Origin of the sequence: Mesorhizobium sp. Primo-A, assembly GCF_003997175.1 — a bacterium.
Taxonomy (GTDB): domain Bacteria; phylum Pseudomonadota; class Alphaproteobacteria; order Rhizobiales; family Rhizobiaceae; genus Mesorhizobium; species Mesorhizobium ciceri.
The window spans coordinates 303,662-329,028 of record NZ_RZTG01000003.1; the positions used below are offsets into that span (position 1 = coordinate 303,662).

21 protein-coding genes are annotated in these 25,367 nt (G+C 63.0%); 8 read left to right on the forward strand and 13 right to left on the reverse strand.

Features of this window, described 5'->3' with window-relative positions:
* Window positions 1-19: 19 nt before the first annotated feature.
* Window positions 20-1,009, reverse strand: coding sequence for an AraC family transcriptional regulator (locus EOC83_RS06945; protein ID WP_063170228.1), 990 nt, complete (start codon window positions 1,007-1,009; stop codon window positions 20-22).
* Between the two features lie 160 nt (window positions 1,010-1,169).
* Here EOC83_RS06945 and EOC83_RS06950 point away from each other — a divergent pair, with 160 nt between their 5' ends.
* Together EOC83_RS06950 and EOC83_RS06955 are read left to right on the forward strand one after the other, a co-directional pair.
* The gene (locus EOC83_RS06950; protein WP_013531870.1) at window positions 1,170-3,005 is read left to right on the forward strand and encodes a monovalent cation:proton antiporter-2 (CPA2) family protein; all 1,836 of its coding nucleotides are present in this window, start codon (window positions 1,170-1,172) and stop codon (window positions 3,003-3,005) included.
* A gap of 14 nt (window positions 3,006-3,019) precedes the next feature.
* Window positions 3,020-3,565 (forward strand): DUF924 family protein, encoded by a 546-nt coding sequence (locus EOC83_RS06955; RefSeq protein ID WP_063167919.1) that lies wholly within the window; start codon window positions 3,020-3,022, stop codon window positions 3,563-3,565.
* A 26-nt stretch (window positions 3,566-3,591) separates the two neighbouring features.
* Here EOC83_RS06955 and folK read toward each other — a convergent pair whose 3' ends face one another.
* The 3 genes from folK to folP are packed head-to-tail and all read right to left on the reverse strand — an operon-like array spanning window position 3,592 to window position 5,302.
* A complete protein-coding gene (gene folK, locus EOC83_RS06960; RefSeq protein ID WP_013531872.1) occupies window positions 3,592-4,104 on the reverse strand; it encodes a 2-amino-4-hydroxy-6-hydroxymethyldihydropteridine diphosphokinase in 513 nt (170 codons plus the stop codon).
* Window positions 4,088-4,447: a dihydroneopterin aldolase gene (gene folB / locus EOC83_RS06965; protein ID WP_013531873.1), complete on the reverse strand. Its 360-nt coding sequence runs from the start codon at window positions 4,445-4,447 to the stop codon at window positions 4,088-4,090. Before folB ends, folK begins: the two co-directional genes overlap by 17 nt.
* Window positions 4,448-4,450: 3 nt before the next feature.
* Window positions 4,451-5,302 (reverse strand): dihydropteroate synthase, encoded by an 852-nt coding sequence (folP, locus tag EOC83_RS06970; RefSeq protein ID WP_063167918.1) that lies wholly within the window; start codon window positions 5,300-5,302, stop codon window positions 4,451-4,453.
* Between the two features lie 103 nt (window positions 5,303-5,405).
* On the opposite strand from folP, the gene EOC83_RS06975 reads away from it, so the two are divergent.
* Both EOC83_RS06975 and EOC83_RS06980 read left to right on the forward strand, forming a co-directional pair.
* Window positions 5,406-6,065, forward strand: coding sequence for a DUF922 domain-containing protein (locus EOC83_RS06975; protein WP_063170227.1), 660 nt, complete (start codon window positions 5,406-5,408; stop codon window positions 6,063-6,065).
* A 202-nt stretch (window positions 6,066-6,267) separates the two neighbouring features.
* Window positions 6,268-7,749, forward strand: coding sequence for an MDR family MFS transporter (locus EOC83_RS06980; RefSeq protein WP_063167917.1), 1,482 nt, complete (start codon window positions 6,268-6,270; stop codon window positions 7,747-7,749).
* A gap of 3 nt (window positions 7,750-7,752) precedes the next feature.
* Here EOC83_RS06980 and EOC83_RS06985 read toward each other — a convergent pair whose 3' ends face one another.
* The 3 genes from EOC83_RS06985 to EOC83_RS06995 all read right to left on the reverse strand — a co-directional run bounded on the left by EOC83_RS06985 (window position 7,753) and on the right by EOC83_RS06995 (window position 9,777).
* The gene (locus EOC83_RS06985; RefSeq protein ID WP_063167916.1) at window positions 7,753-8,781 is read right to left on the reverse strand and encodes an NAD(P)/FAD-dependent oxidoreductase; all 1,029 of its coding nucleotides are present in this window, start codon (window positions 8,779-8,781) and stop codon (window positions 7,753-7,755) included.
* Between the two features lie 195 nt (window positions 8,782-8,976).
* Entirely contained in the window at window positions 8,977-9,297 is a 321-nt protein-coding gene (locus EOC83_RS06990; protein ID WP_013531878.1) for a 2Fe-2S iron-sulfur cluster-binding protein, read from the reverse strand.
* A gap of 111 nt (window positions 9,298-9,408) precedes the next feature.
* Complete coding sequence (locus tag EOC83_RS06995) at window positions 9,409-9,777, reverse strand: Hpt domain-containing protein (protein WP_023813039.1); 369 nt, start codon at window positions 9,775-9,777, stop codon at window positions 9,409-9,411.
* A 272-nt stretch (window positions 9,778-10,049) separates the two neighbouring features.
* Here EOC83_RS06995 and EOC83_RS07000 point away from each other — a divergent pair, with 272 nt between their 5' ends.
* Together EOC83_RS07000 and EOC83_RS07005 are read left to right on the forward strand one after the other, a co-directional pair.
* A complete protein-coding gene (locus tag EOC83_RS07000) occupies window positions 10,050-16,355 on the forward strand; it encodes a kinesin (RefSeq protein WP_063167915.1) in 6,306 nt (2,101 codons plus the stop codon).
* Between the two features lie 186 nt (window positions 16,356-16,541).
* On the forward strand, window positions 16,542-17,156 hold the full coding sequence (locus tag EOC83_RS07005) for a 3'-5' exonuclease (protein WP_063170226.1): 615 nt from the start codon (window positions 16,542-16,544) through the stop codon (window positions 17,154-17,156).
* Window positions 17,157-17,193: 37 nt separating this feature from the next.
* Here EOC83_RS07005 and EOC83_RS07010 read toward each other — a convergent pair whose 3' ends face one another.
* From EOC83_RS07010 to EOC83_RS07025, 4 genes are read right to left on the reverse strand one after another with little or no spacing between them, the layout of a single operon-like run.
* The gene (locus tag EOC83_RS07010; protein WP_063167914.1) at window positions 17,194-17,901 is read right to left on the reverse strand and encodes an ABC-type transport auxiliary lipoprotein family protein; all 708 of its coding nucleotides are present in this window, start codon (window positions 17,899-17,901) and stop codon (window positions 17,194-17,196) included.
* Entirely contained in the window at window positions 17,882-19,255 is a 1,374-nt protein-coding gene (locus tag EOC83_RS07015; RefSeq protein WP_024503545.1) for an MlaD family protein, read from the reverse strand. The genes EOC83_RS07010 and EOC83_RS07015 overlap by 20 nt, the downstream gene beginning before the upstream one ends.
* A 14-nt stretch (window positions 19,256-19,269) precedes the next feature.
* Window positions 19,270-20,091, reverse strand: a complete 822-nt coding sequence (locus tag EOC83_RS07020; protein WP_024503546.1) for an ABC transporter ATP-binding protein — start codon at window positions 20,089-20,091, stop codon at window positions 19,270-19,272.
* 1 nt (window position 20,092) lies between these two features.
* Window positions 20,093-21,280 (reverse strand): ABC transporter permease, encoded by a 1,188-nt coding sequence (locus tag EOC83_RS07025; protein ID WP_063167913.1) that lies wholly within the window; start codon window positions 21,278-21,280, stop codon window positions 20,093-20,095.
* A gap of 76 nt (window positions 21,281-21,356) precedes the next feature.
* Here EOC83_RS07025 and dgcA point away from each other — a divergent pair, with 76 nt between their 5' ends.
* Window positions 21,357-22,340 carry an N-acetyl-D-Glu racemase DgcA gene (dgcA, locus tag EOC83_RS07030; protein ID WP_063167912.1) on the forward strand — a complete coding sequence of 328 codons (984 nt, stop codon included), beginning with the start codon at window positions 21,357-21,359 and terminating at the stop codon, window positions 22,338-22,340.
* On the opposite strand, the gene EOC83_RS07035 is transcribed toward dgcA, so the two are convergent.
* Window positions 22,311-23,525: an MFS transporter gene (locus EOC83_RS07035; protein ID WP_063167911.1), complete on the reverse strand. Its 1,215-nt coding sequence runs from the start codon at window positions 23,523-23,525 to the stop codon at window positions 22,311-22,313. The genes dgcA and EOC83_RS07035 overlap by 30 nt on opposite strands.
* 123 nt (window positions 23,526-23,648) lie before the next feature.
* Window positions 23,649-24,464: a UDP-2,3-diacylglucosamine diphosphatase gene (locus tag EOC83_RS07040; protein ID WP_082826451.1), complete on the reverse strand. Its 816-nt coding sequence runs from the start codon at window positions 24,462-24,464 to the stop codon at window positions 23,649-23,651.
* A 118-nt stretch (window positions 24,465-24,582) separates the two neighbouring features.
* On the opposite strand from EOC83_RS07040, the gene EOC83_RS07045 reads away from it, so the two are divergent.
* The gene (locus tag EOC83_RS07045) at window positions 24,583-25,362 is read left to right on the forward strand and encodes an SDR family oxidoreductase (RefSeq protein ID WP_063167910.1); all 780 of its coding nucleotides are present in this window, start codon (window positions 24,583-24,585) and stop codon (window positions 25,360-25,362) included.
* Window positions 25,363-25,367: the final 5 nt, after the last annotated feature.

Sequence of the window (25,367 nt, forward strand, 5' to 3'; positions counted from 1 at the left end):
CGCTCGGATGATATGTATCTTAGAATCCGAAATTCATATCCATTCGTCCGGGAATTGTGCGACGCACAACGCCCGGCGAGACATTGGTGATGCGCTTGAACGCGCGCGCGAAGGATGCCTCCGAATCATAGCCCAAACGGGTAGCGACTTCGGCAACCGACAAGCCGTTTTGGCCCAGCAATTCGCGGGCAAGCTGCATGCGCAGGCGGGCGAGATAGTGTGCGGCACCCTCCCCCAATACCGCACTGAAACGCTCGGCGAAAATCGAGCGCGATTGGCCTGCCACGCCGGCCAGGCTTCCCAGCGTCCAGTTGTGGCCGGGGTCGCGGTGCATGGCCGCCAAAGCGCGGCCTATATGGGGGTCGCGGATGGCTGCGAGCCAACCGGTGGTCGAGGCTCCATTGCAATTGACCCAGCAGCGTATGAGCCGGGCCGTCAGCAAGTCGGCCATACGCGACAGAATCGTGGCGCTGCCCATCTGCGGCTGCGAGGCCTCCACCGTCATGGCCGCCAGCAAAGGACCGACGACCGGGTCATTGCCGGCCACGTCGCAACCCTTGATGACAGGCGGCATCAACGTGATCAATGGGTTGAGCGCATAGGAGTCCAAGGCCATGGAGCCGCAGAAAAGGGTGCTCGTCGCGCCCGTTCCTTGCCGTACCACTTCGCAGACGTTGCCCCCCAACTTGATCACCTGGCAACCTTCGAGCGAGCCCCCTGCAACGTCCGGCGCGCTCGCCAGCCGATGGGCGATGCCTTGCGGCAGCAGCACCAGATCGCCATCGCGCAGCTCCTGCCAACCTTGCGATTCAGTATGAATCCAGCATGGGCCCTGGCCGACAAAGTGAAACCGAAGCAGCTGTTGTTGCGGAAAGTCTATGCTCCATGGGTGCCGGAGTTCGCAGCGGCCATAGTTGACACCACTCAAGCGAAAGTCTTGCAGAACTTCGCTGAGCGCATCCATCGGGATATGTGGCGGCGAGGACGGCCGGGACGAATGGTCAAACATATACGCAATATAGATGCCGAACGTCCGGCAGGCAAGCGGGGACCGTTGTTCCACCAGGTCAATCACTGCAACGGCACCCTACCCTTTCCGGCAGATTTCTCGCCTTGCCTCCCGCTCCAACTGCATGCAAGGAGTGCTGCAAGACACAGGGACAAGAGGCATGGCGGCGGAAGCATCGGGCAGTGATCTGGTTCAGGTGGTGGCGCTGCTTGCTGCCGGTGTCGTCGCCGTTCCCATCTTCAAGCGCATGGGCCTCGGCTCGATCCTCGGCTATCTGGCTGCCGGCGTGGTGATCGGCCCGTTCGGCCTCGGCGTCTTTTCCGAATCGGAAGCCATTCTTCATGTCGCCGAACTCGGCGTGGTGATGTTCCTGTTCATCATCGGGCTGGAAATGCAGCCATCGCGGCTCTGGGGCCTGCGCCGCGAGATCTTTGGCCTCGGTGCGTTGCAGGTCGGCGTCTGCGCGCTCCTGCTGACCGGGGTCGGCATGGCTGGAGGGTTTCCAATCGCGCAATCCTTCGTCGCCGGCGCCGGGTTCGTGCTGACCTCGACAGCGATCGTCATGCAGCTTCTCGAGGAACGCGGCGAAATCGCCGCGCCGAAAGGCCAGCGCATCGTATCGGTCCTGCTGCTCGAGGATCTTGCCATCGTGCCGCTGCTGGCCCTGATCGCGTTTCTGGCGCCCGGCGGTGCCGACACCAGCCTATCGGAGCGGCTGACCGAGGTCGGCATCGGCCTCGCCGCGATCGTCGGCCTGGTTGTGGCCGGCCGTTATCTGCTCAATCCGTTCTTCCGCATCCTGGCGGATGCCCGTGCCCGCGAGGTGATGACGGCGGCGGCACTTCTGGTCGTTCTCGGATCCGCGCTCGCCATGCAGCTCAGCGGCCTGTCGATGGCGATGGGCGCCTTCCTGGCCGGTGTGCTTTTGTCCGAATCGACCTTCCGCCATCAGCTCGAAGCCGATATCGAACCGTTCCGCGGCATCCTGCTCGGTCTGTTCTTTCTCGCGGTGGGCATGTCGCTCGACCTGCATGTGGTCGCGGCGAACTGGCGGCTGATTGCCATCTATGTCGTCGCCTACATGGTGATGAAGGCATTCGGCATCTACATCGTCGCCCGTATCCTGAAAACCAGCCACCGCGAGGCGCTTGAGCGCGCGGTCTTCATGGCGCAAGGCGGTGAGTTCGCCTTTGTCCTTTATTCGGCGGCCGCGGCGGTCGGCATCATCGACGGCAACGCCAATGCGACGCTGACGGCGATCGTCATCATCTCCATGGTGCTGACGCCGCTGGCCATCATCGCCTTGCGCTATCTGACGCCGCGCGACGAGCAGTCGCTCGACGGCGTCGACGTCGCCGATGGCCTGACCGGCAGCGTGCTGATCATCGGCTTCGGCCGCTTCGGCCAGATCGCCAGCCAGCCGCTGCTGCTGCGCGGCATCGACGTCTCGATCATCGACAATGACGTCGAAATGATCCAGGCGGCGGCCGATTTCGGCTTCAAGGTCTACTATGGCGACGGCACGCGGCTGGACATCCTGCATGCCGCCGGTGCCGGCCGGGCGCGCGCCGTGCTGATCTGCGTCGACAAGGCCGATGTGGCTGTTCGCATCGCCCAGCTGATCAAGGCCGAATTCCCACTGCTCACCGTGCTGGCCCGCGCATTCGACCGTGGAACGGCGCTGCAGCTCATACGTGCCGGCGTCGACTACCAACTGCGCGAAACCTTCGAATCCGCACTTGTTTTCGGCGGCTCGGCCCTGGAATCTCTGGGCGTCGATCCCGAAGACGTGGCTGAAACGATCGAAGATGTCAGGCGCCGCGACACCGACCGCTTCGAAACCCAGCTCGCCGAAGGCATTCGCGCCGGACAGCGCTTCCTGAGAGGCAATATCGGCACGCCGATTCCGACACCGCTCTCGACGCCGCGCCGGCCTGGTCAGGCACTCAACGAAGAGACCGCGGGTGTGCTGCACAAATCCGAACCCGCCGATTGAGCAAGGAATCAGGTATGGAATTGGACAGCAGAGCCCTGTCGGTCACCAAATTCTGGCGCGATGCCGGCGAGGATGCCTGGTTCGAGAAGAACGAAGCATTCGATGCCGAGTTCCGCGACCGCTTTCTCGACCTGCACTACGCCGCCGCGCGGCGTGAATGCGACGACTGGCTGGAACATACCGAAGGCGCGCTGGCGCTGATGATCCTGCTCGACCAGTTTCCGCGGAACTGCTTTCGCGGCACCGGCCATATGTACGCGACCGATCCGCTCGCCAGATATTTCGCAGAGAAGGCGATCGCGGCTGGTCATGACCTGGCACTCGAGGAAGAACTCCGCGTTTTCCTCTACCTGCCCTATGAGCATTCGGAGCTACTGGCCGACCAGGATATTTCGGTCGAGCTGACGCAGGCCAGGGCCGAGCCCTATCTGAAGTATGCTGTCGAACATCGTGATATCATTGAGCAATTCGGCCGTTTTCCGCATCGAAACAGGATGCTTGGGCGCGAAACCACCTCGCAGGAGCAGACGTTCCTGGATGGTGGCGGCTTCTCGGGCTAAAGTTCGGCCGTCGCTTTGCCCAGAAATCAGGCCAGCCACCAATCCCGGCCGGACGACAATCGCTCGATGCCTGAGGTATCGACGGCGACCAGGCGGTCGGTGATGCTGCGACCGCTGACAACCAGGCCGGGCGCGATCTCGGCCAGCGGCGCCAGCACGAAGGCGCGCTCCAGCATGCGCGGATGCGGCACCTCCAGCCCGGTCTCGTGGATGACGCGGTCGCCGAACACCAGAATGTCGATGTCGATCAGCCGCGGCCCCCACCGCTCCTCGCGCACCCGCTTCAGCTTGCGCTCCGCATCGAGGCAGAGGTCGAGCAAGGCACGCGGTGCAAGCACGGTGGAAATTTCGGCGGCCGCATTGAGAAAATCCGGCTGATCGAGCTTGCCCCAGGGCGGTGTGCGATAAAGCGAGGAGACGCCGGTGACACGCGTATCCGCGTCGGCATCCAGCATGCGCAGCGCCGCGCTCATGGATTTCGCCGGATCGCCAAGATTGCCGCCAAGGCTGAGATAAACGGTACTATTCGGGCCAGACAACGGTCACCTCGACATAATCGAGCACGCCGGGCACTGGTGCGTTCGGCTTGCGCACCGTGATCTCGGCTTTCTTTATCTGCGGAAAACGCGCCGTCAGCGCACGGGCCACTTCGAGCGCCAGCGACTCGATCAGAAAACGGCGCTGCCCGGTGATGATCTTTTCAATGACGCTGAATGCAACGCCGTAGTGGACTGTATCCTCGATCGAATCTTCGGCAAGCGCCCGGCCTGGATCAACGGTCAGAACGGCATCGACATAGAAGCGCTGGCCGAGCCGTTCCTCCTCGTCCAGCACGCCGTGCCGGGCAAAGAAAGCGCAGTTCTTCATGCGGATGACATACATCGATCAGTTTCTCGCCCGGTCGGTTTGACGCGCCAGCATAGCATCGGCGAGCGCCAATGCGTCCACGTTGAATGCGACATCGTGGACGCGAAACAGATCGGCGCCCTGGAGCCTCAAAATGACGCTGGTCGCCGCTGTTCCGACCCCTCTGTCGGCGGCATCACGGCCGGTGACCGTGCCGATGAAGCGTTTTCGCGACGTGCCGGCCATCAGCGGCAGGCCGAGTGCATGCAATTCCGAAAAGCGTGCCATCAGGTCGAGATTTTCCTCCGCCGTCTCCTTGGCGAATCCGAAACCGGGATCGAGCACGATGTGATCATCGGCGATGCCGTTCTGGCGGGCGATTTCCAGCGACCTTCGCAGGAATGCCAACTGATCGGCAATCGCGTCCGGCAGCTTCTGGCGATCCCGCCCGGTATGCATGATGACAAGCCCGGCGCCGGTATCGGCGGCGACACGAGCAATATCGGGCTCGCGCTGCAAACCCCAGACATCGTTGACGATATGCGCGCCGGCGGCGACCGCCAGCCGCGCCGTGTCGGCGCGATAGGTATCGACCGAAATCAGCACCTCGTTCACGCCCGCCAGCGCTTCGATCACCGGCAGGATGCGGGCCTGTTCCTGGCTGGCCGATACCGCGGCAGCACCTGGGCGCGTCGATTCTCCCCCGACATCGACAACCAGTGCCCCTTCCCCGATCATGCGGCGCGCCTGGGCCAGCGCCTTTTCAGGAGCGTCGAACTGGCCGCCGTCGGAAAAGCTGTCGGGCGTGACATTGAGGATGCCGACGACCACGGCCTTGCCGCCAAGGTCGAGATGGCGTCCATGCGCCAATTGCCATCGCCTGGCCGTCATTGCTCATCGACCATGGAGTTCATCAATCATGTGTGATCCCTGGCGGATCAATTTCATTGCGCCGGCAACGGCCGTAAAGCAAGGTGGTCGAAGAGGCAACATGATGAAACGATCCATGCTTGGCATGAAAAAACAGTCCTTGGGCGTGAAACAATCCTTGGCTTGCGCGCTGCTGCTCGCCATAACGCCGCACCCGGCGGCGGCGGCCAATCTCGTCAAGACGTACAGCTATTTCGCCATTGGCGGCAGCACCCTCGACGACATCGAGGCACAACTCTCCAAACGCGGCCCGGAGGTGAAAAGCACCGGCACGCGGCACCCGGGCGCCACGCAAATGGCCTTCACCACCCGTATCAGCTATGCGCAGACACCGAGTTCCTGCCGGATTGCCGACGCGGTGGTGACCGTCAAGGTGAAGGTGATCCTTCCCGAGTGGCGCCGGCCGCGCAAGGCCGATGCCGATGTCAGGCTGTTCTGGGATACGCTGTCGGCCGACATCAAGCGCCATGAGGAGCGCCATGTCGAAATCGCCAAGAACCATGGCGGCGAACTCGAAGAGGCCTTGAAGGCCACCTACCCGCAAAAGAACTGCAACGCCGCCAAGGCCAAGGCGGCCGCGATCACCGCGGCTGTTCTGGCCAGGCACGACCGCGCCCAGCTTCAGTTCGACCGCGTCGAAAGCGTCAATTTCGAAAGCCGCATCTTGCGGCTGCTGCGCTACCGCATGGAGCGCATCGGCAACGGACGACTGCCGCCGGCCTGAACGCACCCGAACTGAAAGCCAATTCACCGAAACGTAGTGCCAGATTCGAAAAACTTTCGAGCCGCCGTCGAAACCGGCCTATATGGGACGACATATATCAGGCTCGCCAGACGAGCTTAAAACACCAATGCGATCCAAACGGTCATGAAGCCGGAGCGGCTGAACAGCGCCGGTCAAATCGCAAGCTTATGGATGAACGATCATGGACCAGGCTGTCGATGAGAAAACGATGGCGGAAACCGGCACGCCGATAACAGAGCGCGAAAAGAACGCCATCATCGGCGGCGTGCTGTTGTCGATGCTGTTGGCGGCACTCGATCAGACCATTGTCGCGCCGGCCATGCCGACCATCGGGCATGCGCTCGGAAACGCACACTATCTGCCATGGATCGTCACCGGTTATCTCCTGACCGCTACAGCCGTGGCTCCGCTCTACGGCAAGATTTCCGACGTCTACGGCCGCCGGCCGACCGTCTATGCCGCGATCCTGATCTTTTTGGCGGGATCGCTGGTCAGCGCGATGGCCCCCAACATGTTTGTGCTGGTTGTCGGGCGGGCGATCCAGGGCGCCGGTGGCGGCGGCTTGTTCGCTTTGACGCAGACCGTCGTCGGCGATCTCGTGCCGCCGCGCGAGCGGGCACGCTATGCCGCCTGGTTCTCCGGCACATGGGCTGTCGCCAGCATTGCCGGTCCGTTGCTCGGCGGCACTTTCGCAGAGCACCTGCACTGGTCACTGATCTTCTGGATCAACATTCCGCTTGGTTTTCTTGCGATGGCGATCATCAACAAGCCGCTCAAGAAACTGCCCATTGCCGCAAAGCGCCATCGCATCGACGGCCTGGGCGCGCTGCTTCTGATAATTGCCACGGCGCTGCTGCTGCTCGCCTTGAACTGGGGCGGCAGCGCCTATCCCTGGACTTCGCTTGAAGTCATCGGCGTTCTCTGCGGTTCGGCGATTTTCTGGAGCGCTTTTGCCTTGCGGCTCATGCGCGCCGCCGAGCCGCTCATCTCACTCGAAGTGCTTGGCAATCCAATCGTTCTGGCGGGCACGCTTTCGATGTTCCTGCTTCAGGCCGCAAGCGTCGGCATGGCTGTGTACCTGCCCGTCTATCTTCAGGCGGTGCTCGGCTTGTCGGCAGCGGAGTCGGGCATCGCGATGCTTGGGCTTCTGCTGGGGACCGTCGGCGGCGCGGCATTCAGCGGGCGTATGATCCCGCATTTCACCCACTACAAGCGCATTGCGATGGTGGGCGTCGTCTTCAGCATGCTGTGCCTCTGCCTGCTGGCCGTCGTCGCAGGATATGCAACGCTGCTGGAGGTCGAGGTCTTGACGATTTGCATCGGGTTTGGAACCGGAACGACGTTTCCGGTCACCACCGTGTCGGTCCAGAACGCCGTCGATCGCGTGCATCTCGGCGTCGCGACGGGCGTGCTGACATTCCTGCGTTCGCTTGGCAGTGCGCTTGGGGTCGCCATGCTCGGCGCGGTCGCTCTGGGCTACGGCTTGCCGCTTGCCGGTGAAGGCGTGCGGATCGCTGGCCATAGCGCGACGATCGAGCCGTTCGTGATGATCTTTGCCGTCGCCGCCGCTACATTGCTGCTGGGGCTGATCACGCTGACGCTGATGCCCGAAAAGGAGCTTCGCGGCTACGCCGACAATGCGGCGCCGATGCTGGCCGAGTAAAGTTCAGCCGGAGACGCCGAGCTTCTTCTGCAGGCTGGTCGATGAGGTCGTGTACTGGAAAACGATGCGCTCGCCGGGGCTGATGATGCGCTTGGCGGCCTGCGCCATCAGCGCCACTTCGTGGAAACCCGACAGGATCAGCTTCAGCTTGCCCGGATACCAGTTGATATCGCCGACCGCGAAGATGCCGGGCACCGATGTCTGGAATTTTTCGGTATCGACCGGAATGAGGTTCTCGTGAAGGTTGAGACCCCACTCCGCGATCGGTCCGAGCTTCATGGTCAGGCCGAAGAACGGCAGCATGCGCGTGCAAGGCACCTCGACGTCGCCATCCGGTCCCTTGATGGTGGCCGATGACAACTGGCCGTCGGCACCGGTCAATCCGGTCACCTGGCCGACCTGGAATTCGAGCTGCTTCATCTCCTGCATGGCATACATCTTGTTGACGCTGTCGGGAGCGGCGCGGAACTCAGGCCGCCGGTGCACCAGCGTCACGCTCTTTGCCACCGGCTGCAGGTTCAGCGTCCAGTCGAGCGCCGAGTCGCCGCCGCCGACAATGACGAGGTCGTGGCCGCGAAAATCCTCCATCCGGCGCACCGAATAGAAGACGCTCTTGCCTTCATAGGGCTCGATGCCGGGGATCGGCGGACGCTTGGGCTGGAAGTAGCCGCCGCCGGCGGCAATCACCACCACCTTGGCCTCGAACACCTCGTTTTCGTCGGTGGTGACGCGAAAACTGCCGTCCTCCAGTTTTTCCAGGCTGGAAACCATTCGGTTGTAGCTGAAATCGGGCTTGAACGGCGCGATCTGCTCGAGCAATTTGTCGACCAGCCCCTGCGCCGAGATCGAAGGCCAGCCTGGAATGTCGTAGATCGGCTTTTCCGGATAAAGTTCCGCGCATTGGCCGCCCGGCCGATCGAGAATGTCGATCAGGTGGCACTTCATGTCGAACAGGCCGAGCTCGAACACGGCAAACAGGCCGACCGGCCCTGCCCCGACAATAAGCACGTCTGTCCTGGTGATGTCGGTCATGCCTGTGCCTCGCTGCGCATGACCCCGAAAATCGGAACGATTTTCGGAAAGGATCATGCGCAAATAAAAGTGCTACAGCGTCCGTTGCGCGTCCAAGAGGACGCGCGGCGCTGTGGTGAAACAGCAGGACACTGCATGACCATCGCCCCGCTGCCAAGCCACAGCGGGAAAAATCAGTTGGCAAAAAGGTTGCGCTTATCCCTGGCGGGCAGGCACCCGCACGACCAAGCCGTCAAGCGCATCGCGGACCTTGATCTGGCATGACAGGCGCGAGTTGGGCTGGACGTCGTAGGCGAAGTCCAGCATGTCCTCTTCCATCGCTTCCGGCTCGCCGACTTCAGCCGTCCAGGCTTCGTCGACATAGACGTGACAGGTGGCACAGGCGCAGGCACCGCCGCATTCGGCTTCGATCCCGGGCACGGCGTTGCGGATCGCGTTCTCCATGACCGTAGAGCCGTTCTCGGCGTCCATGTCGAAATGCGTGCCGTCATGGGCAATGAAAGTCAGCTTGGTCATTTGTCACCTGAAGGGAGTTGCAGCCGAGATAATCACTCCGGCTGACAAGTCAACTGCCGCATGAAAGCGCCGCCCGATGACGTTTTTCCGCAAATCGGATTCGGCGCGGATTCAGCGGTTGATGGCGGCGATGAAATCGCGCACTTCGTCGATCAGCGTACCAAGCCGCTTGAGCGTCTGGCCGTCTTCCGGCCGGTGCTCGATCTCGGTGGCGCAATCGGCGATGGCAAAGGCGCCCACGCCCCGTGCCGAACCCTTTAATCCATGGGCGAGCAGAAGCCGGTCCTTGATATCGGCGTCGACTATTCTGTCACGCACGGACAGCGCCTGCTGTACAAATAGCGCCAGAACCTCTTGCTCAAGGCTGCGGTCACCCATTGTCTGGCGGGCAAGGTGTGCCAAATCGACCGGCCGTGACCGTCTTGGTCCGGATACATCTCCCCCGGGCATTGAGAAGGCGATGCCGCTTTCGCCACGCATGAACTCGAACTCCGTTTCTTCGACTCGCCCAAAAACCTAGGCGAATCCAATGGACAACGGGTTAATGAATGGCCCGGAAAAATGTTGCCAAAGCGGCGTCCAAATCACAGTTCCGTTAACCTTATATTTAAAGTTTTACGTATCCCGCGGAATGCATGTTTTCTTTACCCCCCTGTGTCATTACGATACGAGGGGTCCATTTTCAGCCTCCTGCGCGGGGCAAGACAAACAGAATTATAAGCCCGCGGCAGCTAGTACAGGGTAGCGAAGGCATGGCAAAGAAACCGACGACGAGAACTCTCGACAGCGAAGTGGCCAGGGAACTGGAAAAGGCGCTCGATCTCGACCTCAGCAATGAGATCGGCAGCGGCGACCTCGATATCGCGGCTTCGATGGAGGATCTTGAAGCGCAGATATCCCAGGCGGCCGACGAGCTGGCGCGCGAGGGACGCAATCATAAGCCGGAACAGAACCCGGAGCCGGTGGTCAACCAAAACCAGGCCGCGAAACCCGCGCCCAAGGCCAAACCTGCCGAATTGCGCCCCGTGGAACCGCGCAATGGCGCCCAGCCCGCAGGTTTCGCGCCGGCCAATGACGATCGCCAGAAGGATTACAAGACGCTCCTGCACAGCCTCAACAGGCGTGCCTCGAACACCATTTACTGGGTCGTCGCCTTCGTTTCGCTCGCCTGGTTCGCCGGTGCCGGTGGTTTGGCCAATCTGCTTTTCGGACCGAGCATCTGGAGAATCCGCACGCTCGACCAGTTCCTTGCCCGTCCGGAACTGATCGGCCTCGCCGTCGCGGCCATCGTGCCCGTCATCCTGTTCTGGGCCTTCGCCGCCATGATTCGCCGCGCCCAGGAAATGCGCATCGCCGCACAGTCGATGACCGAAGTGGCCTTCCGCCTGACCGAGCCGGAAAACCTTGCCCAGGATCGCGTCATGATGATCGGCCAGGCCGTTCGTCGCGAGGTCGCGGCGATGGGCGAAGGCATCGAACGCACGCTTGCCCGCGCCGTCGAACTGGAAACGCTTGTCCACAGCGAAGTCAACCAGATCGAACGCTCCTATTCCGAGAATGAATCCCGCATCCGTTCGCTGGTCGACGGCCTCGGCAGCGAGCGCGAAGCCGTCGTCACCCATGCCGAGCGCGTCCGCGCCTCGATTACCGGCGCGCATGAGACGCTGAAGGACGAGATCGGCGCGGCTTCCGACATCATTCGCGACTCGATCCTCAATGCATCGACCAAATTGTCGATGACGATCACCAATTCCGGCGACACGCTGATCGACCGCATCAACGAAAGCTCGATGTCGATCTTCGATTCCGTCGAAGGCCGGCTCGATTCGATCACCGACCGTCTGTCGACCTCGGGCGAGGCCTTCGCCAGCCTTCTCGACACCCGCATTGCCAAGCTGACGGACACCACGGACGGACTGACGCGGTCGTTGACCGATCTGCTCGACGATCGCACCACCGGCATGGTGTCGCTGCTAGGCGGCGCCGCGCGCACCCTCAATTCCGAATTCGAGGCCAGCCTCAACGGCATCGAGCGCACGCTCGCCGAACGCGGCCAGGCGCTGATCAGCGAGTTCCAGACCCGCGCCGAGGCGCTCGACACCGGAACGCAGAAGCTCAATGCGGCACTCGAGGCCCGCGCCCGCCAGATCAATGAAACGCTGGTCGAGCGCGCCCGCGAAATCGCGCACACCTTCGCCGAGAGCAAGGACACGCTGTCGGCGATGATCGATCAGGGCAAGACCCAGATCGGCGCCGACATGGCCGACATCGTCACTTCGACCTCCTCTATGCTCGAAGCCCGCGCCAGCGACTTCGCCGGACGCATGGAAGCCGCCCGTCACGTCGTGTCGCGTTCGTTCGACAGTGACATCCAGCGGCTCGCCGACGCCCGCGTCGGCATCGAGGAAGCTGTCGAGAACCACAGCAGGAAACTGTCCGAAAGCCGCGAGCGCATGGCCGCGGCCATGGAGGCCGACCTGGCGAAGTTCGCCGAGGGCCGCGCCGGCATCGATGCGGCAGTAACCAACCAGGTGCAGAAGCTGGCCGAAGGCCGCAGCCTGATCTCGCGCGCTCTCGAAGAGGATCTGCGCAAGGTCAATGAATCGCGGGCGGCCATCGATGCATCGCTCGGCAGCCATCTCGAAAGGCTGGAAGAAGGTCGCAACAGGCTCTCTATTGCCTTGAATGAAGACTCCGGGAAGCTGGTGCAAGCTCGTACGATCATTGATGAAATGGTCGCCGGACATGTCGGAAAACTCGCCGAGGGCCGCAACATTCTGTCGCGCGCTTTGGAAGCCGATCTCGGAAAACTGTCCGACAGCCGCGCCGACATCGACGGTCTGGTCGCCGGTCAGGTGGAAAAAATCGCCGAAGGCCGCGCCGTGCTCGCCAAGGCGTTGGAAAACGACATCGTCGGCATCAAGAGCCTCATCGAAACCCATTCCGCCAAACTGGCGGAAGACCGCACGCAGCTTTCCCATTCGCTCGACAATGATCTGTCCGGCATACGCGGCCTGATCGAAAGCCATTCGGGACGGTTGGCCGAGGACCGCAGCCTGCTGTCGCAGACCCTTGAAGCCGACCTTGCCAAGCTGGCCGAAAGCCGTTCGAGCATCGACGGTCTGGTCGCCGGTCAGGTCGAGAAGCTGGCGGAAGGCCGCGACATTCTCAAGCGCGCGCTGGAATCCGACCTGAACACGATCAAGGGCGTTATCTCAAGCCAGTCGGAAAAGCTGGCCGAGGATCGCGGTCAGCTTTCCCGGGTCCTGGAAGCCGACCTGCAGAATGTGAACAGCGTCATCGCCGATCACATGAACAAGCTTGTCCAAGACCGCTCCGCCCTGTCCAGGGCCCTTGAGGACGACCTCGCCAAGCTGGCCGACAGCCGTTCCAGCATCGACGGGTTGGTTGCGGGTCAGGTCGAGAAGTTGTCCGAGGGCCGAGATATCCTGCGGCGCGCTCTGGAATCCGACCTCAACGCGATCAAGGGGACCATTGCCGACCAGTCGCAGAAACTGGTCGATGACCGGGCACAGTTCGCCCGGGCACTCGAGGCTGACCTCGAAAGCGTCAATGGCTTGGTCAACAGCCATTCCGAAAGGCTCGTCCAGGATCGTTCGACGCTGTCGAAAGCGCTTGAAGCCGACCTCGAAAACGTCGGTGGCCTCGTTAACAGCCACGCGGAAAGGCTTGTCCAGGAGCGCTCGACCCTGTCCAAGGCGCTCGAGGACGATCTTGCCAAACTGGCCGAGAGCCGCTCAAGCATCGACGGTCTGGTCGCCGGCCAGGTCGAGAAACTCGCCGAAGGTCGCGATGTTCTCAAGCGCGCGCTGGAAGCCGATCTCGCCAAGCTGGCCGAAAGCCGCTCCAGCATCGACGGTCTGGTTGCCGGCCAGGTCGAGAAGCTGGCCGAGGGCCGCGACATTCTCAAACGCGCCCTCGAAGCCGACCTGCAGAAGCTGACCGAAAGCCGCAGCGACATCGACGACGTCATCGCCGGACATGTCGGCAAGCTGTCCGAAGGCCGCAATATGTTGACCCGCGCGCTGGAAGACGATCTCGGCAAGCTCGCCGAGACCCGCAAGGACGTTGACCGCTCGCTGTCGGGCCATATCGACCAGATCGCTGCCAGAAGCACCGGCATTTCCGACGCGATCGCTGCCGATGTCGAGAAGATCGAGCAGGCGTTCAGTCGCCAGACCGGCATCATCGAGGAGCGCGCCGGCACCATGGAACGTGCGCTCTCGACAGGCGTCGACAACGTCCGCGCCGTGCTCGAGAAGAGCGCCGTGTTTGTCGCCGGCGCCCTGCGCGAAAAGGTGCTGGAAGTCACCAGCACCCTGCACGAGCAGGCCGGTGCCGCGTTCAGCGACGCCGACCGCAAGATCGCCGAGCGCGCCGAGCAGACCTCCGCGGCCCTGCTGGCGCGGGCCGAAGACATCGCCCGCACCTTCGAGGAGGCCGACCGTCGCCTGCACGCCCGTGCAGAAGATACGTCGAACGCCTTGCTTGCCCGCGCGGACGACACGTCCAGCTCGCTGCTGGCCCGTGCCCATGAAACCGCCGATCAGCTGGCCGCTCGCGCAAATCAGATCGCCGGCACCTTCGAAGCGGCAGACCAGAAGCTCGCCGCCCGCGCCCAGGAAACCGCAGATCAGCTGACCGCCCGGGCTCAGGACACCGCCGACCATCTGGCAGCTCGTGCAAGCGAAATTGCAGGCACGTTCGATGCCGCCGACCAGAAGCTGGTCGCCCGCGCCATCGAAACGGCCCAGTCGCTGGCCGCGCGCGCCGGCGACATCCTGCGCAACTTCGAAGGCGCCGACCAGCGGCTCGGCATGCGGATCGGCGAATCGGCCGAAGCGCTTGCCGCACGCGCATCGGACCTTGGCCGCATCTTCGATGCCGCCGACCAGCAGCTCGTCTCGCGCATCGCCGAGGGTTCGGAAGCGCTGTCGAGCCGCGCCTCGGAAATCGGCCGTATCTTCGACGACGCGGATCAGCGTCTGGTGTCGCGCATCGCCAGCAGCACCACCACGATCGGCGAGCATGCCGAGACGATCGTCGGCGCCTTTGCCGATACCGAGCAACGGGTTGCCGAACGCGCAAGGCGGACCGGCCAGGAAATGGCCGTGCATGCCCGCGAAATCGAGCAGGCGCTTGCCGGCGCCGACGAGCGTCTCGCCTCGAGCGCGGCGGCCGCGGCAGCCCGTGTCGAAGAGCAGGTCTCGGGCGTCGAGAACCGCCTCGCCTTTACGGCCGAGACGATGGGCCAGAAGCTCAACGAGCAGGTGTCGAACGCCGAGGCGCAACTCGTCTCGCGCGCCAATGTGATCGCCGAGACCTTCACCGCGGTTGGCCAGCATATCGGCCAGAGCACCAACGATGCCGCCAAGACGATCGGCGCCAACACCCGCGAACTCAACACCATGCTCGCGGCGCGTTCGGCCGAAATGTCGAAGATCCTCGACGAAACCGCACGGCCTTTGGTCGAGCGCTTCGCCCAGGGCGGCTCGGAACTGCAAAAGAGCATGGAAGAGGTCACAGAACGCGCCACCGAGAAGCTGCGCAGCGAGAATGCCGCACTTGTCGACGCGCTCGCCAACCGCACCGCCGAAACCTTGTCGGCGGTCGAGGGTGCCCGCTCGTCGCTGTCCGACAGCGTCGCCGACCTCATCGGCCGGATGACCAAGTCCAGTTCGCAGCTCGGTCAGCTGATCGAGCAGGCCGCGGTCAATCTCGGCCAGGTCGATGAACGCCTGAGCGGCAGCACGCAAAGCTTCGCCGCCACCACCGAGAAGGCCGCGCAGACCTTTGCCAGCTCGGCACGTCTGGTCGATTCGAACACGACAAGGCTGACGGAACTGTCGTCGTCCACCTTGCGCGAGGTCGCGTCGATTGCCACCAAGTTCGACGAGCACAGCCGCCTGCTGTCCAGTGCTTCGGACCTGTTGAGCTCGGCCCAGAGCAACCTCGAACACACGCTCGAACGGCAGTCGTCGCTCGAAGACCTCGCCGTCGGCCTGGTCAAGAAGTCGGAAGATCTCGAAAGGGTCATGCGCTCGTTCGAAAATCTCGTCGGCCAGACGCTGCAGAACGCCGAAGGCAAGACGATGGAGTCGGCCGACAAGATCCGCAACGCCATCACCGACGTCGTCGACTCGGCAACCAAGCGCTTTGCCGATGCGACCGAGGAGATGCGGCGCACAGCGGGTTCGATCAAGAGCGAGCTCGACCTGACCCGCGCCGAGCTCAAGAAGGGCGTCATCGAAATGCCGGAAGAGGCCAAGGAATCGACTTCGGCCATCCGCCGCGCCGTTTCCGAGCAGATCAACGCCCTGAAGGAGCTTTCGGACATCGTGGCCAAGTCCGGCCGCGGCGGTGAAGGGTCCGAACCACGCAACCTGCGTCCGGCGCCGCAAGCGCCGGCCGCACGCGCTGCCGAGCCGCCGCGCCGAGCACCGGCACCGCAGCCGGACCTGCGCACGCCTCAGGCGCCCTTGGGCGGCCCTGCATTGCGCGGCACGCTCGACCTTGACCGTCCGACCGAGGCGGCACCGCGTCCGCGCGGCGATGCCAACGCCCGCACGCCGCAGGGTGGCTGGGTGCGCGATCTGCTGACCGCGGCATCGAACGATGAGGACCTCAGGTCGGCAGCTCCCCCAGCGACTGCGGAAGCGCCCCGCGCTACGCCTGCCCAGCGATCGCCCCTTCATGTCGTCGAATCGCTGAACTCGCTCTCCGTCGATATCGCGCGGGCCATCGACCACGATGCTTCGATCGAGCTGTGGAACCGCTACCGGCGCGGCGAGCGTGACGTGTTCACAAGGCGGCTCTACACGCTGAAGGGTCAGCAGACGTTCGACGAGATCCGTCGCAAGTATCAGGCCGAGGCCGAGTTCCGCGCCGCCGTCGACCGCTACTGCGACGATTTCGAGAAGCTGCTCAAGGATGTCTCACGCAACGACCGCGACAACATCATGGCGCAGACCTACCTGACGTCGGACACCGGCAAGGTCTACACCATGCTGGCGCATGCGAGCGGCCGCCTGCACTAAGACGGGAATTGAACAGGCGGGCCATGGTCCCGCCTGTGCCTGCTCTAACGTCCGGCACGCGTTGAACCTGCCCGCAACAGGTCTTGCGAGACTATCGATGCCTTCGGAATCCGCCCTAAGTCGATCTCCCGACGGCGCTATAATTCATCCACAGTACCGCTGCCCTAACGCTCGCAGGGTGTGATCGTGAAGACGGCAATCATTTTCGACTGCGAGTTTCTTTGCCTGGAGGGCTCGCAACGCAGATTCTGGTGCGCGGCCCACGATCCCGACCCGGTGATCGCACAGATCGGCGCCGTCAGGCTTGGACTTGAAGGCGACTTCCCCCTGCTCGGAACACACAAGGCCTATATCAAACCGGTCGACCGGTTTGGTCAGAGATACGCCTTGGACCCATTCTTCACCAAACTGACCGGCATCACCGAGGAAGATTTGGAGACAAAAGGGGTGGCACTAGGGGATGCCCTCGCCGACATCGATCGTTTTTCCGAAGGGGCGCGATTCTGGTCCTGGGGCAAGGACGAATTGAACATGATCGCCATCAGCTGCTATGTCGGGGGCATTCAGCCTTCGATCCCGGCCACCCGGTTTGACAACGCCGTCAAGCTGCTGATCGCAGCCGGAATGCCGATCGAGGATCTGGCGAGAACGCCGAGCAACAAGCTTGCGGATTACTACGGCGTCAAGCACCCGCCATTGCAGGGGCACGATGCGCTCGATGACGCGCTGTCCGTGACCTACACCCTGCAGCACCTGATGAAGACCGGAAAGCTCCGGCCGGAGATCTTCGACCACTTGTAGGTAGAGAAGCCTGATGGGATTCCGGCGCGCGTCGCGCTCAGATCACCGAATCCGTCCAGCGCACGATCTGCCCGGCGGCGTCGCCGAACGCCTTGTCGAGTGCGCTGACATAAGCAGGATTGCCGCTGCCCGAGACGGGTGCGGCTGCGGTGAAGCTCTTGGAAGCACGGACCTCGCCGTTGCGATCGTTCAGGATCCGCACGAACAGATCGACCTCGGCATGTTCGCCGCCGTCGACCCGAACCTCGAATGAGCGGATCTCGACGATCACCTGATAGTCGATCGCCAGGCCCTCGCCCGGCTTGCCGACGCCGGCAAAGCTGCCCGATCGCTGGAAGGTCTCGGCCAGCCGCGCCTGCACGATCAGCGGCAGCCGGTCAGCCCATTGCGCGCCCTTGAGATACTGGATCGAACGATCCGACGGCTTGATGACGATGTTCTGGCTGTCCAGCGCCTTGAGCGCCGACGGCTGCGCGATCAGGATCTGGCGGCGGCTGTGGCCATGCGCGTCGACCGACGGCGCCGACAGCTCGAACGTATCGAGCGGCGCGGGCTTGCCGCCCAACGCCGCACAGCCGGCCAGCGTCAAGGCAAGCAGTGCCGCAGCCGATGTCAACCCGCCCGTTTTCACCCACACAGACTTCACGCGCGATCCCCGTTGTCCCCGGATCGTAAGATCGACCCGCTTTCGCGGCTCATGTTTCTGGGGCGCGCCGGCGCCGAAGTCAACGCCGCGCCCTGCCATCGAATTGCCGAACCTCGCCGTCGCCACCCGACAGGATGCGCTGCGGATTGCGGCTGAGGTCGGTTACCGCCTCCTCGATGCGGCTGATCGAACGGCGGCTGTCCTGCACCAGCGCTTCGACGTTCGAAAGCCCCTGGCCCGAGAATCGCGCCAGATTGTCGGTGATGACGCCAAGGCGGGCATTCAGCGTGTCGGCAACCTGCTTGAACGACTTCAGCGTCGCCCTCGCATCCGCCATCACGCCGTCGGCCTGCCCCGACCCGAGCAAGGTATCGACCTTGGCTAGAATGCCATCGACTCGCACCGAGGCATCGTTGAGCCGTTGCGCGAGCTGCTTTGCGTCCTTGATCGTCTGGTCGATGTCGTCGGCCCGGTTGGCGAACTTGTGGGTCACCTCCGCGATGTCGGCGGCGGCCTTGTCGGCGCTCTCGCTGGCCTTTTGGATGTTGGCGAGCGCCGAGCGCACTTGTGCGGGATCGATACCGTCGAGCACGTTGTCGACCTTGGCCAGCGTGCCTTGCGTCCGTTTGGCGAAGTCGTTGACCGACCCCACGGCTGTATCGACGTTCTTGATCACGCCGTCGAGCTGCTTCGACGTCTGCTTGAGGTTACCGGTTACTGCGTCGACATTGGCGACGATGCTCTTGATCTTGTCCTTGTCGACCGCGTTGAGAAGGCCTTCGGCCGCCTTCAGCGTGCCGTCGAGTTTGCCGGAAACGCCTTTCAGCTCATCGGCCAGCGTGCTGGCCGCGGACAGGAACTTGTCGATGCCGTCCGAATTCTTGGCCAGCGCATCGGAGAAGGTCTGGACGTTCTGGACGGTCTGCGTCAGCGGCCCGCGAACGTCCTTGGTGAAGCCTTCGAGCTCGGTCAGCACCTTGTCGGCGCGGGTGAAGATATTCTGCGCCGTCTGCAAGAGGTTGGTCACCGCCGACGGGTTGGCGACGATCTCGGCGACCTTGCCTTCCTTTTCCGCTTGGTCGAGGAGCTTTACCTCCTTGGGATCGGCGCCCTTGAGTTCGATGTTGGCCTGCCCGGTCAGGCCGGCAAGCCCGATATCGGCTTGCGTCGATTTGGTGATCGGCGTCATGCGGTCGATCTCGGTATCGGCGATGGCAACCGTCGGATTGTCGACATCAATATAGACGCGCTTGACGTCGCCGACCTTGACGCCGTTGAACAGCACGAAACTTCCGCGGCCGAGCCCGGAGGCCGAGCCCGGAATGCGCACGCGCAGCAACGTCGTCTCGCCCTTGTCGCCGATCGCCGCCGTCCAGTAGACGAAGGCAAACGCCGCCAGGATCGCGGCCAGCGTGAAGATGCCGACAATGACGTAGTTGGCTCTGGTTTCCATTGTCCCACTTATGGCTATGCGCGCGCCGCAAGATCAAGTTGCCGGGCGCGTTTTCCGCGGAAATAGGATTTTACCCACGGTTCCTCGCTCTTCAGCATGTCGTCGATGGTGCCTTCGACCAGCACTTTCTTCTTGCCGAGCACGGCCACCCGGTCGCAAGCGGTGAACAGCGTGTCGAGGTCATGCGTCACCATGTAGACGGTCAGATCCATCGTATCGCGCAGCTTGACCACCAGCTCGTCGAACTCCGCCGCGCTGATCGGATCGAGACCCGATGTCGGCTCGTCGAGGAAGACGATGTCGGGATCGAGCGCCAGCGCCCGCGCCAGCGCGGCGCGCTTGATCATGCCGCCGGACAGTTCGGATGGGAATTTTTGCGCCGCGTCGGGCGGCAGCCCGACCAGCTCGATCTTGAGCATCGCCAGTTCGTCCATCAGCTTTCGCGGCAGGTCGAGATATTCGCGCATCGGCACCTGGACGTTTTCCAGCACCGTCAGCGCCGAGAACAGGGCGCCGTGCTGGAACAGCACGCCAAGCCGCATGTCGATGCGCAGACGCTCGGCATCATCAGCCTTCTCGATATCGACGCCGAACAGCCTGATCGTGCCCGACTGCTTGCGTGTCAGGCCGAGAATGGTGCGCAGCAGAACGGATTTGCCAGCACCCGAGGCGCCGACAAATCCAAGGATTTCGCCGCGCCTTATGTCGAGCGACAGTCTGTCGAGGATAAGCTTGTCGGCAAAGGAAACGCTGATGTCGTGCGCGGAAAGCACGATATCGCCCTCGCCCGCGTCATCCGCCAATGCACCCGCCCTTTTCCTGTTTCGCAGCTTCATCTCAGAACTCGATCGCTGCGTAGAACATGGCAAAAAGCCCGTCGAGGATGATGACGACGAAGATCGACTTCACCACCGAAGCGGTAACATGCTGGCCGAGCGATTCGGCGCTGCCGCCGACCTTCATGCCTTCGACCGAGGCAATCGTGCCGATGATCATGGCCATGAACGGCGCCTTGATCAGGCCCGCAAAGATGGTGCTGAGATCGATGGCGACGCGCAGCCGGTCGATGAAGGCGGCGGGCGGGATGTCGGAATAGAGCCAGGCAGCCAGGATGCCGCCGCCGAGTGCGGCGAAATTGGCGATGATGGTCAGGCACGGCAAGGCGATGACCAGCGCCACGAGCCGCGGAAAGACCAGGACGCCGATCGGGTTGAGCCCGATGACCTTCAGCGCGTCGACCTCCTCGCGCATCTTCATCGAGCCGATCTCGGCGGTGATCGCGCTGCCGGAGCGGCCGGCGATCATGATCGCCGTCATCAGCACGCCGAGTTCGCGCAGGATCAGCACGCCGACGAGGTCGACGACGAAGATATCGGCGCCGAAATAGCTGAGCTGATAGGCGCCCTGCTGGGCGACGATGGCGCCGACGATCGCCGACATCAGCACCACCACCGGAATGGCGCCGACGCCCATACGGTCGATCTGGTTGAAAATCGCCGCCGGGTTGACGGCATGGCCACGGCCGAGCTTCATCTGCGCGCCACGGATGGTGGCGCCGAGGATGTTCATCGAGGCCAGAAAATCGTCGCGCATCTCGTAGACCCGGCGGCCAACCGCCTCCAGCGCGCGAATGACGATGTTGGGCGGTCGCACCGGGCCGGATTCGGGTTCGCGCCGCACGGCCTCGCCGACAGCTTCGAGCAGGATCGAAGCGATCTCGCTCTGGCCTTGCATCTGGATTTCGACACCCTTCTTCTCGAAGGCGCTGACCAGCCGGTCGATCAGCCAGGCGCCGGCAGTGTCCATCTTCTCGATCTTGGAAACATCGAGCGCCAAGATTTTGAAGCCGCTTCGCTTTTCGATCTTGCGCATGTCGGCGTCGACGAGTGCAACGGTCCGTGTCGTCCAGATTCCGGAGAAAGCGCAGCCAAGAACGCCGTCCTCCTCGCCGATCGCCACGCGCGGTTCGTGGTCAGCCTCCCCTGCGGTCGTGCCGCTTGCGTCGCGCTTGCCGATGGTCAACATGGCGTCCTGTTTAGCCTGACGGGTCTGACCTGTCGATTTGCCGACAACGCTTGTCGCACAGCAGGAGCAGAAAAATATGGCGCGTGTCATTTCGGTCGAGGCCGAGCGTTTTCCCATCGCCGGAACCTTCACCATTTCGCGCGGTTCCAAGACCGAAGCCGAAGTGATCTCCTGCACGATCAGCGACGGCGGCCATTTCGGCCGCGGCGAATGCGTCCCCTACAAGCGCTATGGCGAGACGATTGAGGGCGTGCGCGAGGCGATCGACGCCATGCGCGGCCGGATCGCCGATGGCATCAGCCGCAGCGCCTTGCTCGATGCCATGCCGGCCGGAGCCGCCCGCAACGCCTTAGACTGCGCCCTATGGGATCTGGAGGCGAAGCTCAGCGGAACATCGGTGGCGGTTGCGATAGGTGCTGTTCCCTTGCAGGCGCTCGAAACCGCCTACACGCTGTCGCTGGGCGAGCCGGAGGCGATGGCGGCGCAGGCCCGCGCCAATGCGGCGCGGCCGCTGCTCAAGGTCAAGATCGGCGGCGACAACGACATTGCCCGCATCCGGGCGGTCAGGCAGGCAGCGCCAGACAGCCGCATCATCCTCGACGCCAATGAGGGCTGGAGCGACGACAACATCGTTGCGAACCTCGCCTTTGCCGCCGAACAAAGCATCGCGCTGATCGAACAGCCGCTGCCGGCCGGTCATGACGAGATCCTGCGCCATATCGCCCATCCGGTGCCGATCTGCGCCGATGAAAGCGTGCACGAGGCTAAGAATCTCGAAGCGCTTGTCGGTCTTTACGATGCCGTCAACATCAAGCTCGACAAGTCGGGGGGCCTGACGGCGGCACTGGTGCTGCGCGATCGCGCCCGCGAACTCGGTTTCGGCGTGATGGTCGGCTGCATGGTCGGCACCTCATTGGCGATGGCGCCAGCGGTGCTGCTTGCCCAGCATGCCGATTTCGTCGACCTCGACGGTCCGCTGCTGCTTGCCCGCGACCGGGTACCGGGCCTTGTCTACCAGGGATCGCTGGTGTCACCGCCCGATACGGCGCTCTGGGGCTGAGCGCGCAGCAAGGCCGATCAGCGCCAGTCCGATCAACGCAATCGGGATCATGGCAAAGAAGCCGTCGACACCGAGACGGTCGTAGAGCGGGCCGGACGCCAGCGTCACCACCGCCATGAAGAAGCCGTTGGAGAAATAGGCAATGCCTTGCGCGGCACCTGTCCGCTCCTCGGAGATCGTTTCGCCGATCATCTTCTGCAGCCCGATCAGCCCCAGCGCCACCGAGACCGAGTGCAGCGACTGGACAGCGAAGAAGCCGGGAATGCCGAGGCCGAGCGGCCAGACCAGCGGAAAGGCGATCCAGCGCACGATGGAGCCGATTCCGGCCATCACCATGACCGACACGACGGAGAACCGGCCGAAAAAGCGGGTGAACATCATGAACATGCAGACTTCCGACACCACGCCCCAAGCCCATAAGAGACCGACTACCGAATCGCCGAGGCCGATCGACTTCCAGTAGATGGAGACGAAACCGTAGAGGAATGCGTGGCTGGCGGTGATGACGCCGACGCCCGTGGAAAAATACAGGAAATACGGGTTGAGAAGCTTCGGCGCTGAATGCTGGATGTCGGTGGCCGACAGCGGCGAGGCGCGCCGCGGACGGCCAAGGCGCGGCGCCAGCAGGCCGGCGGCAAGGGCGGCGGCAAACGCCACCAGAATGATAACCGGAACGGCTTGTGAACCGGTTACCGACAGAATGAAGCCGCCGGCGATATTGGCGAACAAATAGGAAATCGAGCCCCATTTGCGCATGCTTGTGTAGTTCGAACCGAAGCGGCGGACACCCGAAAGAGCCAGCGAATCGGCGATCGGCGAATGCGGCGTCCAGACGATGGTCAGCGTCAGCGAGACCGCCAGCACCATCGCATAGGTGGGTGTCAGGAAATAACCTGCCGACAAAAGCAGCGACGCAGCCATCAGCGCGACATAGACATCGGCGCGGTCCCTGGCACGGTCGGCCAGCGCGGTCAGCAGCGGCGTCGTCACCACGCGCAGGAACATCGGCGCCGCCAGAATGACCGCGATCTGCTCGGCATGAAAACCCTTGGCCTGCAGCCACAACGGAAAATACGGCAAATGCGTTCCGAGCGGCACGAAAAGCGTCGCGAACATCAGGCTCATGCGCAGTTCGAAATGGCGCGGCTTGACGAGTTGTTCGGGCGAGAGCTGCGGCAGGGACATGAATCGATCCAATCGCGCTGTATTCGGCCGGAGGGCAACGCGTATCGATCCCTTAACATGGACGAAAACCGGACGAAACCGGTTGGACTAATTGATTGATTCCGAAGCCGAAAGGACTTCGGACTAGGCCGCCTGCCCTACCCGGTCCTCGATGAGCAGCGGGATAAAGGGCTCGTCCGGCACCTCGGGCAGCACCTGCGCCCAAGTCAGGATTTCCATGCGGCCGTCAAAATGCTCGACCACAGCCGTACAACTTTCCACCCAGTCGCCGGTGTTGATGTACTGGACATCGCCAAAATTTTCGATGACGGCATGATGGATGTGGCCGCAGATGACGCCATCGACATGCGAACGGCGCGCCTCGTCGGCAAGCATGGTCTGGAACGAGCCGATGAAGTTCACCGCCTTCTTGACGTTGTGCTTGGCCCAAGACGAAAAGGACCAATAAGGCAGGCCGAGCAGCTGGCGCAGCCGCGTCACCACGCGGTTGACCAGCATGGCCGCGTCATAGGCGTGGTCACCGAGATAGGCGAGCCAGCGCGCATTGTGGACCACGGTGTCGAACTGGTCGCCATGGATGACGAGCAGCCGCTTGCCGTCGGCGGTCTCGTGGATGGCGCGATCGGCAACGACGATGCCGCCGAAATGCACGCCCTGGAACTGGCGGGCGAACTCGTCATGGTTGCCGGCGATGTAGGTGATGTTGGCGCCCTTGCGCGCTTTGCGCAGCAGTTTCTGCACGACGTCGTTGTGGCTTTGCGGCCAATGCCAGCTCCGTCGCAGCCGCCAGCCATCAACGATGTCACCCACCAGATAGATGATATCGGCATCGTGATATCGAAGGAAATCGATCAGGAACTCGGCCTTGGCCGCCTTCGAGCCCAGATGGACGTCGGAAATGAACATGCTGCGGAAAGTGCGGGGCTCTTGGCCGGACATCGCGATTTCACCGTTGCTTTCGCGAGCCTATGCCCCGATTCATGCAACAATCGTATGACGGTTGCGATTGGTCCAGCCGAAGGACTAGCTTGCCGGCCAAATCACAGGAGAAATCGTCATGGATCTTGGTATCCGCGGAAAGAAGGCCATCGTCTGCGCTTCGAGCAAGGGACTTGGGCGCGGTTGCGCCGTGGCGCTGGCGGAAGCCGGCTGCGACGTCGTCGTCAACGGACGCAATGCCGAGCTGGTGGCGAAAACCGCCGCTGAGTTGCGCGAGCGCTATGGCGTCACGGTGACGGAAGTCGTCGGCGACGTCTCGAAGCCGGAGGTGCAGAAGGCGCTGCTCGTGGCTTGCCCCGAGCCGGACATCCTGGTCAACAACAATGGCGGACCGCCGCTTCGCGACTTCCGCACGCTCGATCGCGAAAAGATCCTCGAAGGCGTTACCCAGAACATGGTGACTCCGATCGAGCTCGTGCAGGCCGTGCTGGACGGCATGGCGGCGCGCGGCTTCGGTCGCATCGTCAACATCACCTCGCTGTCGGTCTATGTGCCCATTCCCGGCCTCGACCTGTCGTCCGGCGCGCGTGCCGGCCTGACCTCGTTCCTTGCCGGCGTGGCCAGAACGGTTGTCGACCGCAACGTCACCATCAACAGCCTTCTGCCGGGCAAGCTCGACACCGACCGGCTGCGCGGCCCGCATGAGGCCGGCACAGTCGAAAGCCCTCAGGCCGCAGCCGCGCGCAAGACCCGCATCAGCGCCGATGTTCCGGCCAAGCGGCTCGGCACGCCGGAGGAATTCGGCCAGATCTGCGCCTTCCTGTGCTCGGTCCACGCCGGCTATCTGACCGGGCAGAACATACCGGTCGATGGTGGTCTTTACGTCAGCGCCTTTTGATCAAC

What these genes read in the sequence shown, in the direction of transcription:
- EOC83_RS07015 (WP_024503545.1), bottom strand. Translation starts at nt 19,255, where the DNA reads ATGGAAACCAGAGCCAACTACGTCATTGTCGGCATCTTCACGCTGGCC.
- EOC83_RS07020 (WP_024503546.1), bottom strand. Translation starts at nt 20,091, where the DNA reads ATGAAGCTGCGAAACAGGAAAAGGGCGGGTGCATTGGCGGATGACGCG.
- EOC83_RS06975 (WP_063170227.1), top strand. Translation starts at nt 5,406, where the DNA reads ATGAAACGATCCATGCTTGGCATGAAAAAACAGTCCTTGGGCGTGAAA.
- EOC83_RS07010 (WP_063167914.1), bottom strand. Translation starts at nt 17,901, where the DNA reads ATGGCAGGGCGCGGCGTTGACTTCGGCGCCGGCGCGCCCCAGAAACAT.
- EOC83_RS06945 (WP_063170228.1), bottom strand. Translation starts at nt 1,009, where the DNA reads ATGTTTGACCATTCGTCCCGGCCGTCCTCGCCGCCACATATCCCGATG.
- EOC83_RS07045 (WP_063167910.1), top strand. Translation starts at nt 24,583, where the DNA reads ATGGATCTTGGTATCCGCGGAAAGAAGGCCATCGTCTGCGCTTCGAGC.
- EOC83_RS07035 (WP_063167911.1), bottom strand. Translation starts at nt 23,525, where the DNA reads ATGTCCCTGCCGCAGCTCTCGCCCGAACAACTCGTCAAGCCGCGCCAT.
- EOC83_RS07025 (WP_063167913.1), bottom strand. Translation starts at nt 21,280, where the DNA reads ATGTTGACCATCGGCAAGCGCGACGCAAGCGGCACGACCGCAGGGGAG.
- EOC83_RS06955 (WP_063167919.1), top strand. Translation starts at nt 3,020, where the DNA reads ATGGAATTGGACAGCAGAGCCCTGTCGGTCACCAAATTCTGGCGCGAT.
- EOC83_RS07000 (WP_063167915.1), top strand. Translation starts at nt 10,050, where the DNA reads ATGGCAAAGAAACCGACGACGAGAACTCTCGACAGCGAAGTGGCCAGG.
- EOC83_RS06995 (WP_023813039.1), bottom strand. Translation starts at nt 9,777, where the DNA reads ATGCGTGGCGAAAGCGGCATCGCCTTCTCAATGCCCGGGGGAGATGTA.
- EOC83_RS06950 (WP_013531870.1), top strand. Translation starts at nt 1,170, where the DNA reads ATGGCGGCGGAAGCATCGGGCAGTGATCTGGTTCAGGTGGTGGCGCTG.
- folB (WP_013531873.1), bottom strand. Translation starts at nt 4,447, where the DNA reads ATGTATGTCATCCGCATGAAGAACTGCGCTTTCTTTGCCCGGCACGGC.
- folP (WP_063167918.1), bottom strand. Translation starts at nt 5,302, where the DNA reads ATGACGGCCAGGCGATGGCAATTGGCGCATGGACGCCATCTCGACCTT.
- EOC83_RS06980 (WP_063167917.1), top strand. Translation starts at nt 6,268, where the DNA reads ATGGACCAGGCTGTCGATGAGAAAACGATGGCGGAAACCGGCACGCCG.
- EOC83_RS06985 (WP_063167916.1), bottom strand. Translation starts at nt 8,781, where the DNA reads ATGACCGACATCACCAGGACAGACGTGCTTATTGTCGGGGCAGGGCCG.
- EOC83_RS07040 (WP_082826451.1), bottom strand. Translation starts at nt 24,464, where the DNA reads ATGTCCGGCCAAGAGCCCCGCACTTTCCGCAGCATGTTCATTTCCGAC.
- dgcA (WP_063167912.1), top strand. Translation starts at nt 21,357, where the DNA reads ATGGCGCGTGTCATTTCGGTCGAGGCCGAGCGTTTTCCCATCGCCGGA.
- EOC83_RS06990 (WP_013531878.1), bottom strand. Translation starts at nt 9,297, where the DNA reads ATGACCAAGCTGACTTTCATTGCCCATGACGGCACGCATTTCGACATG.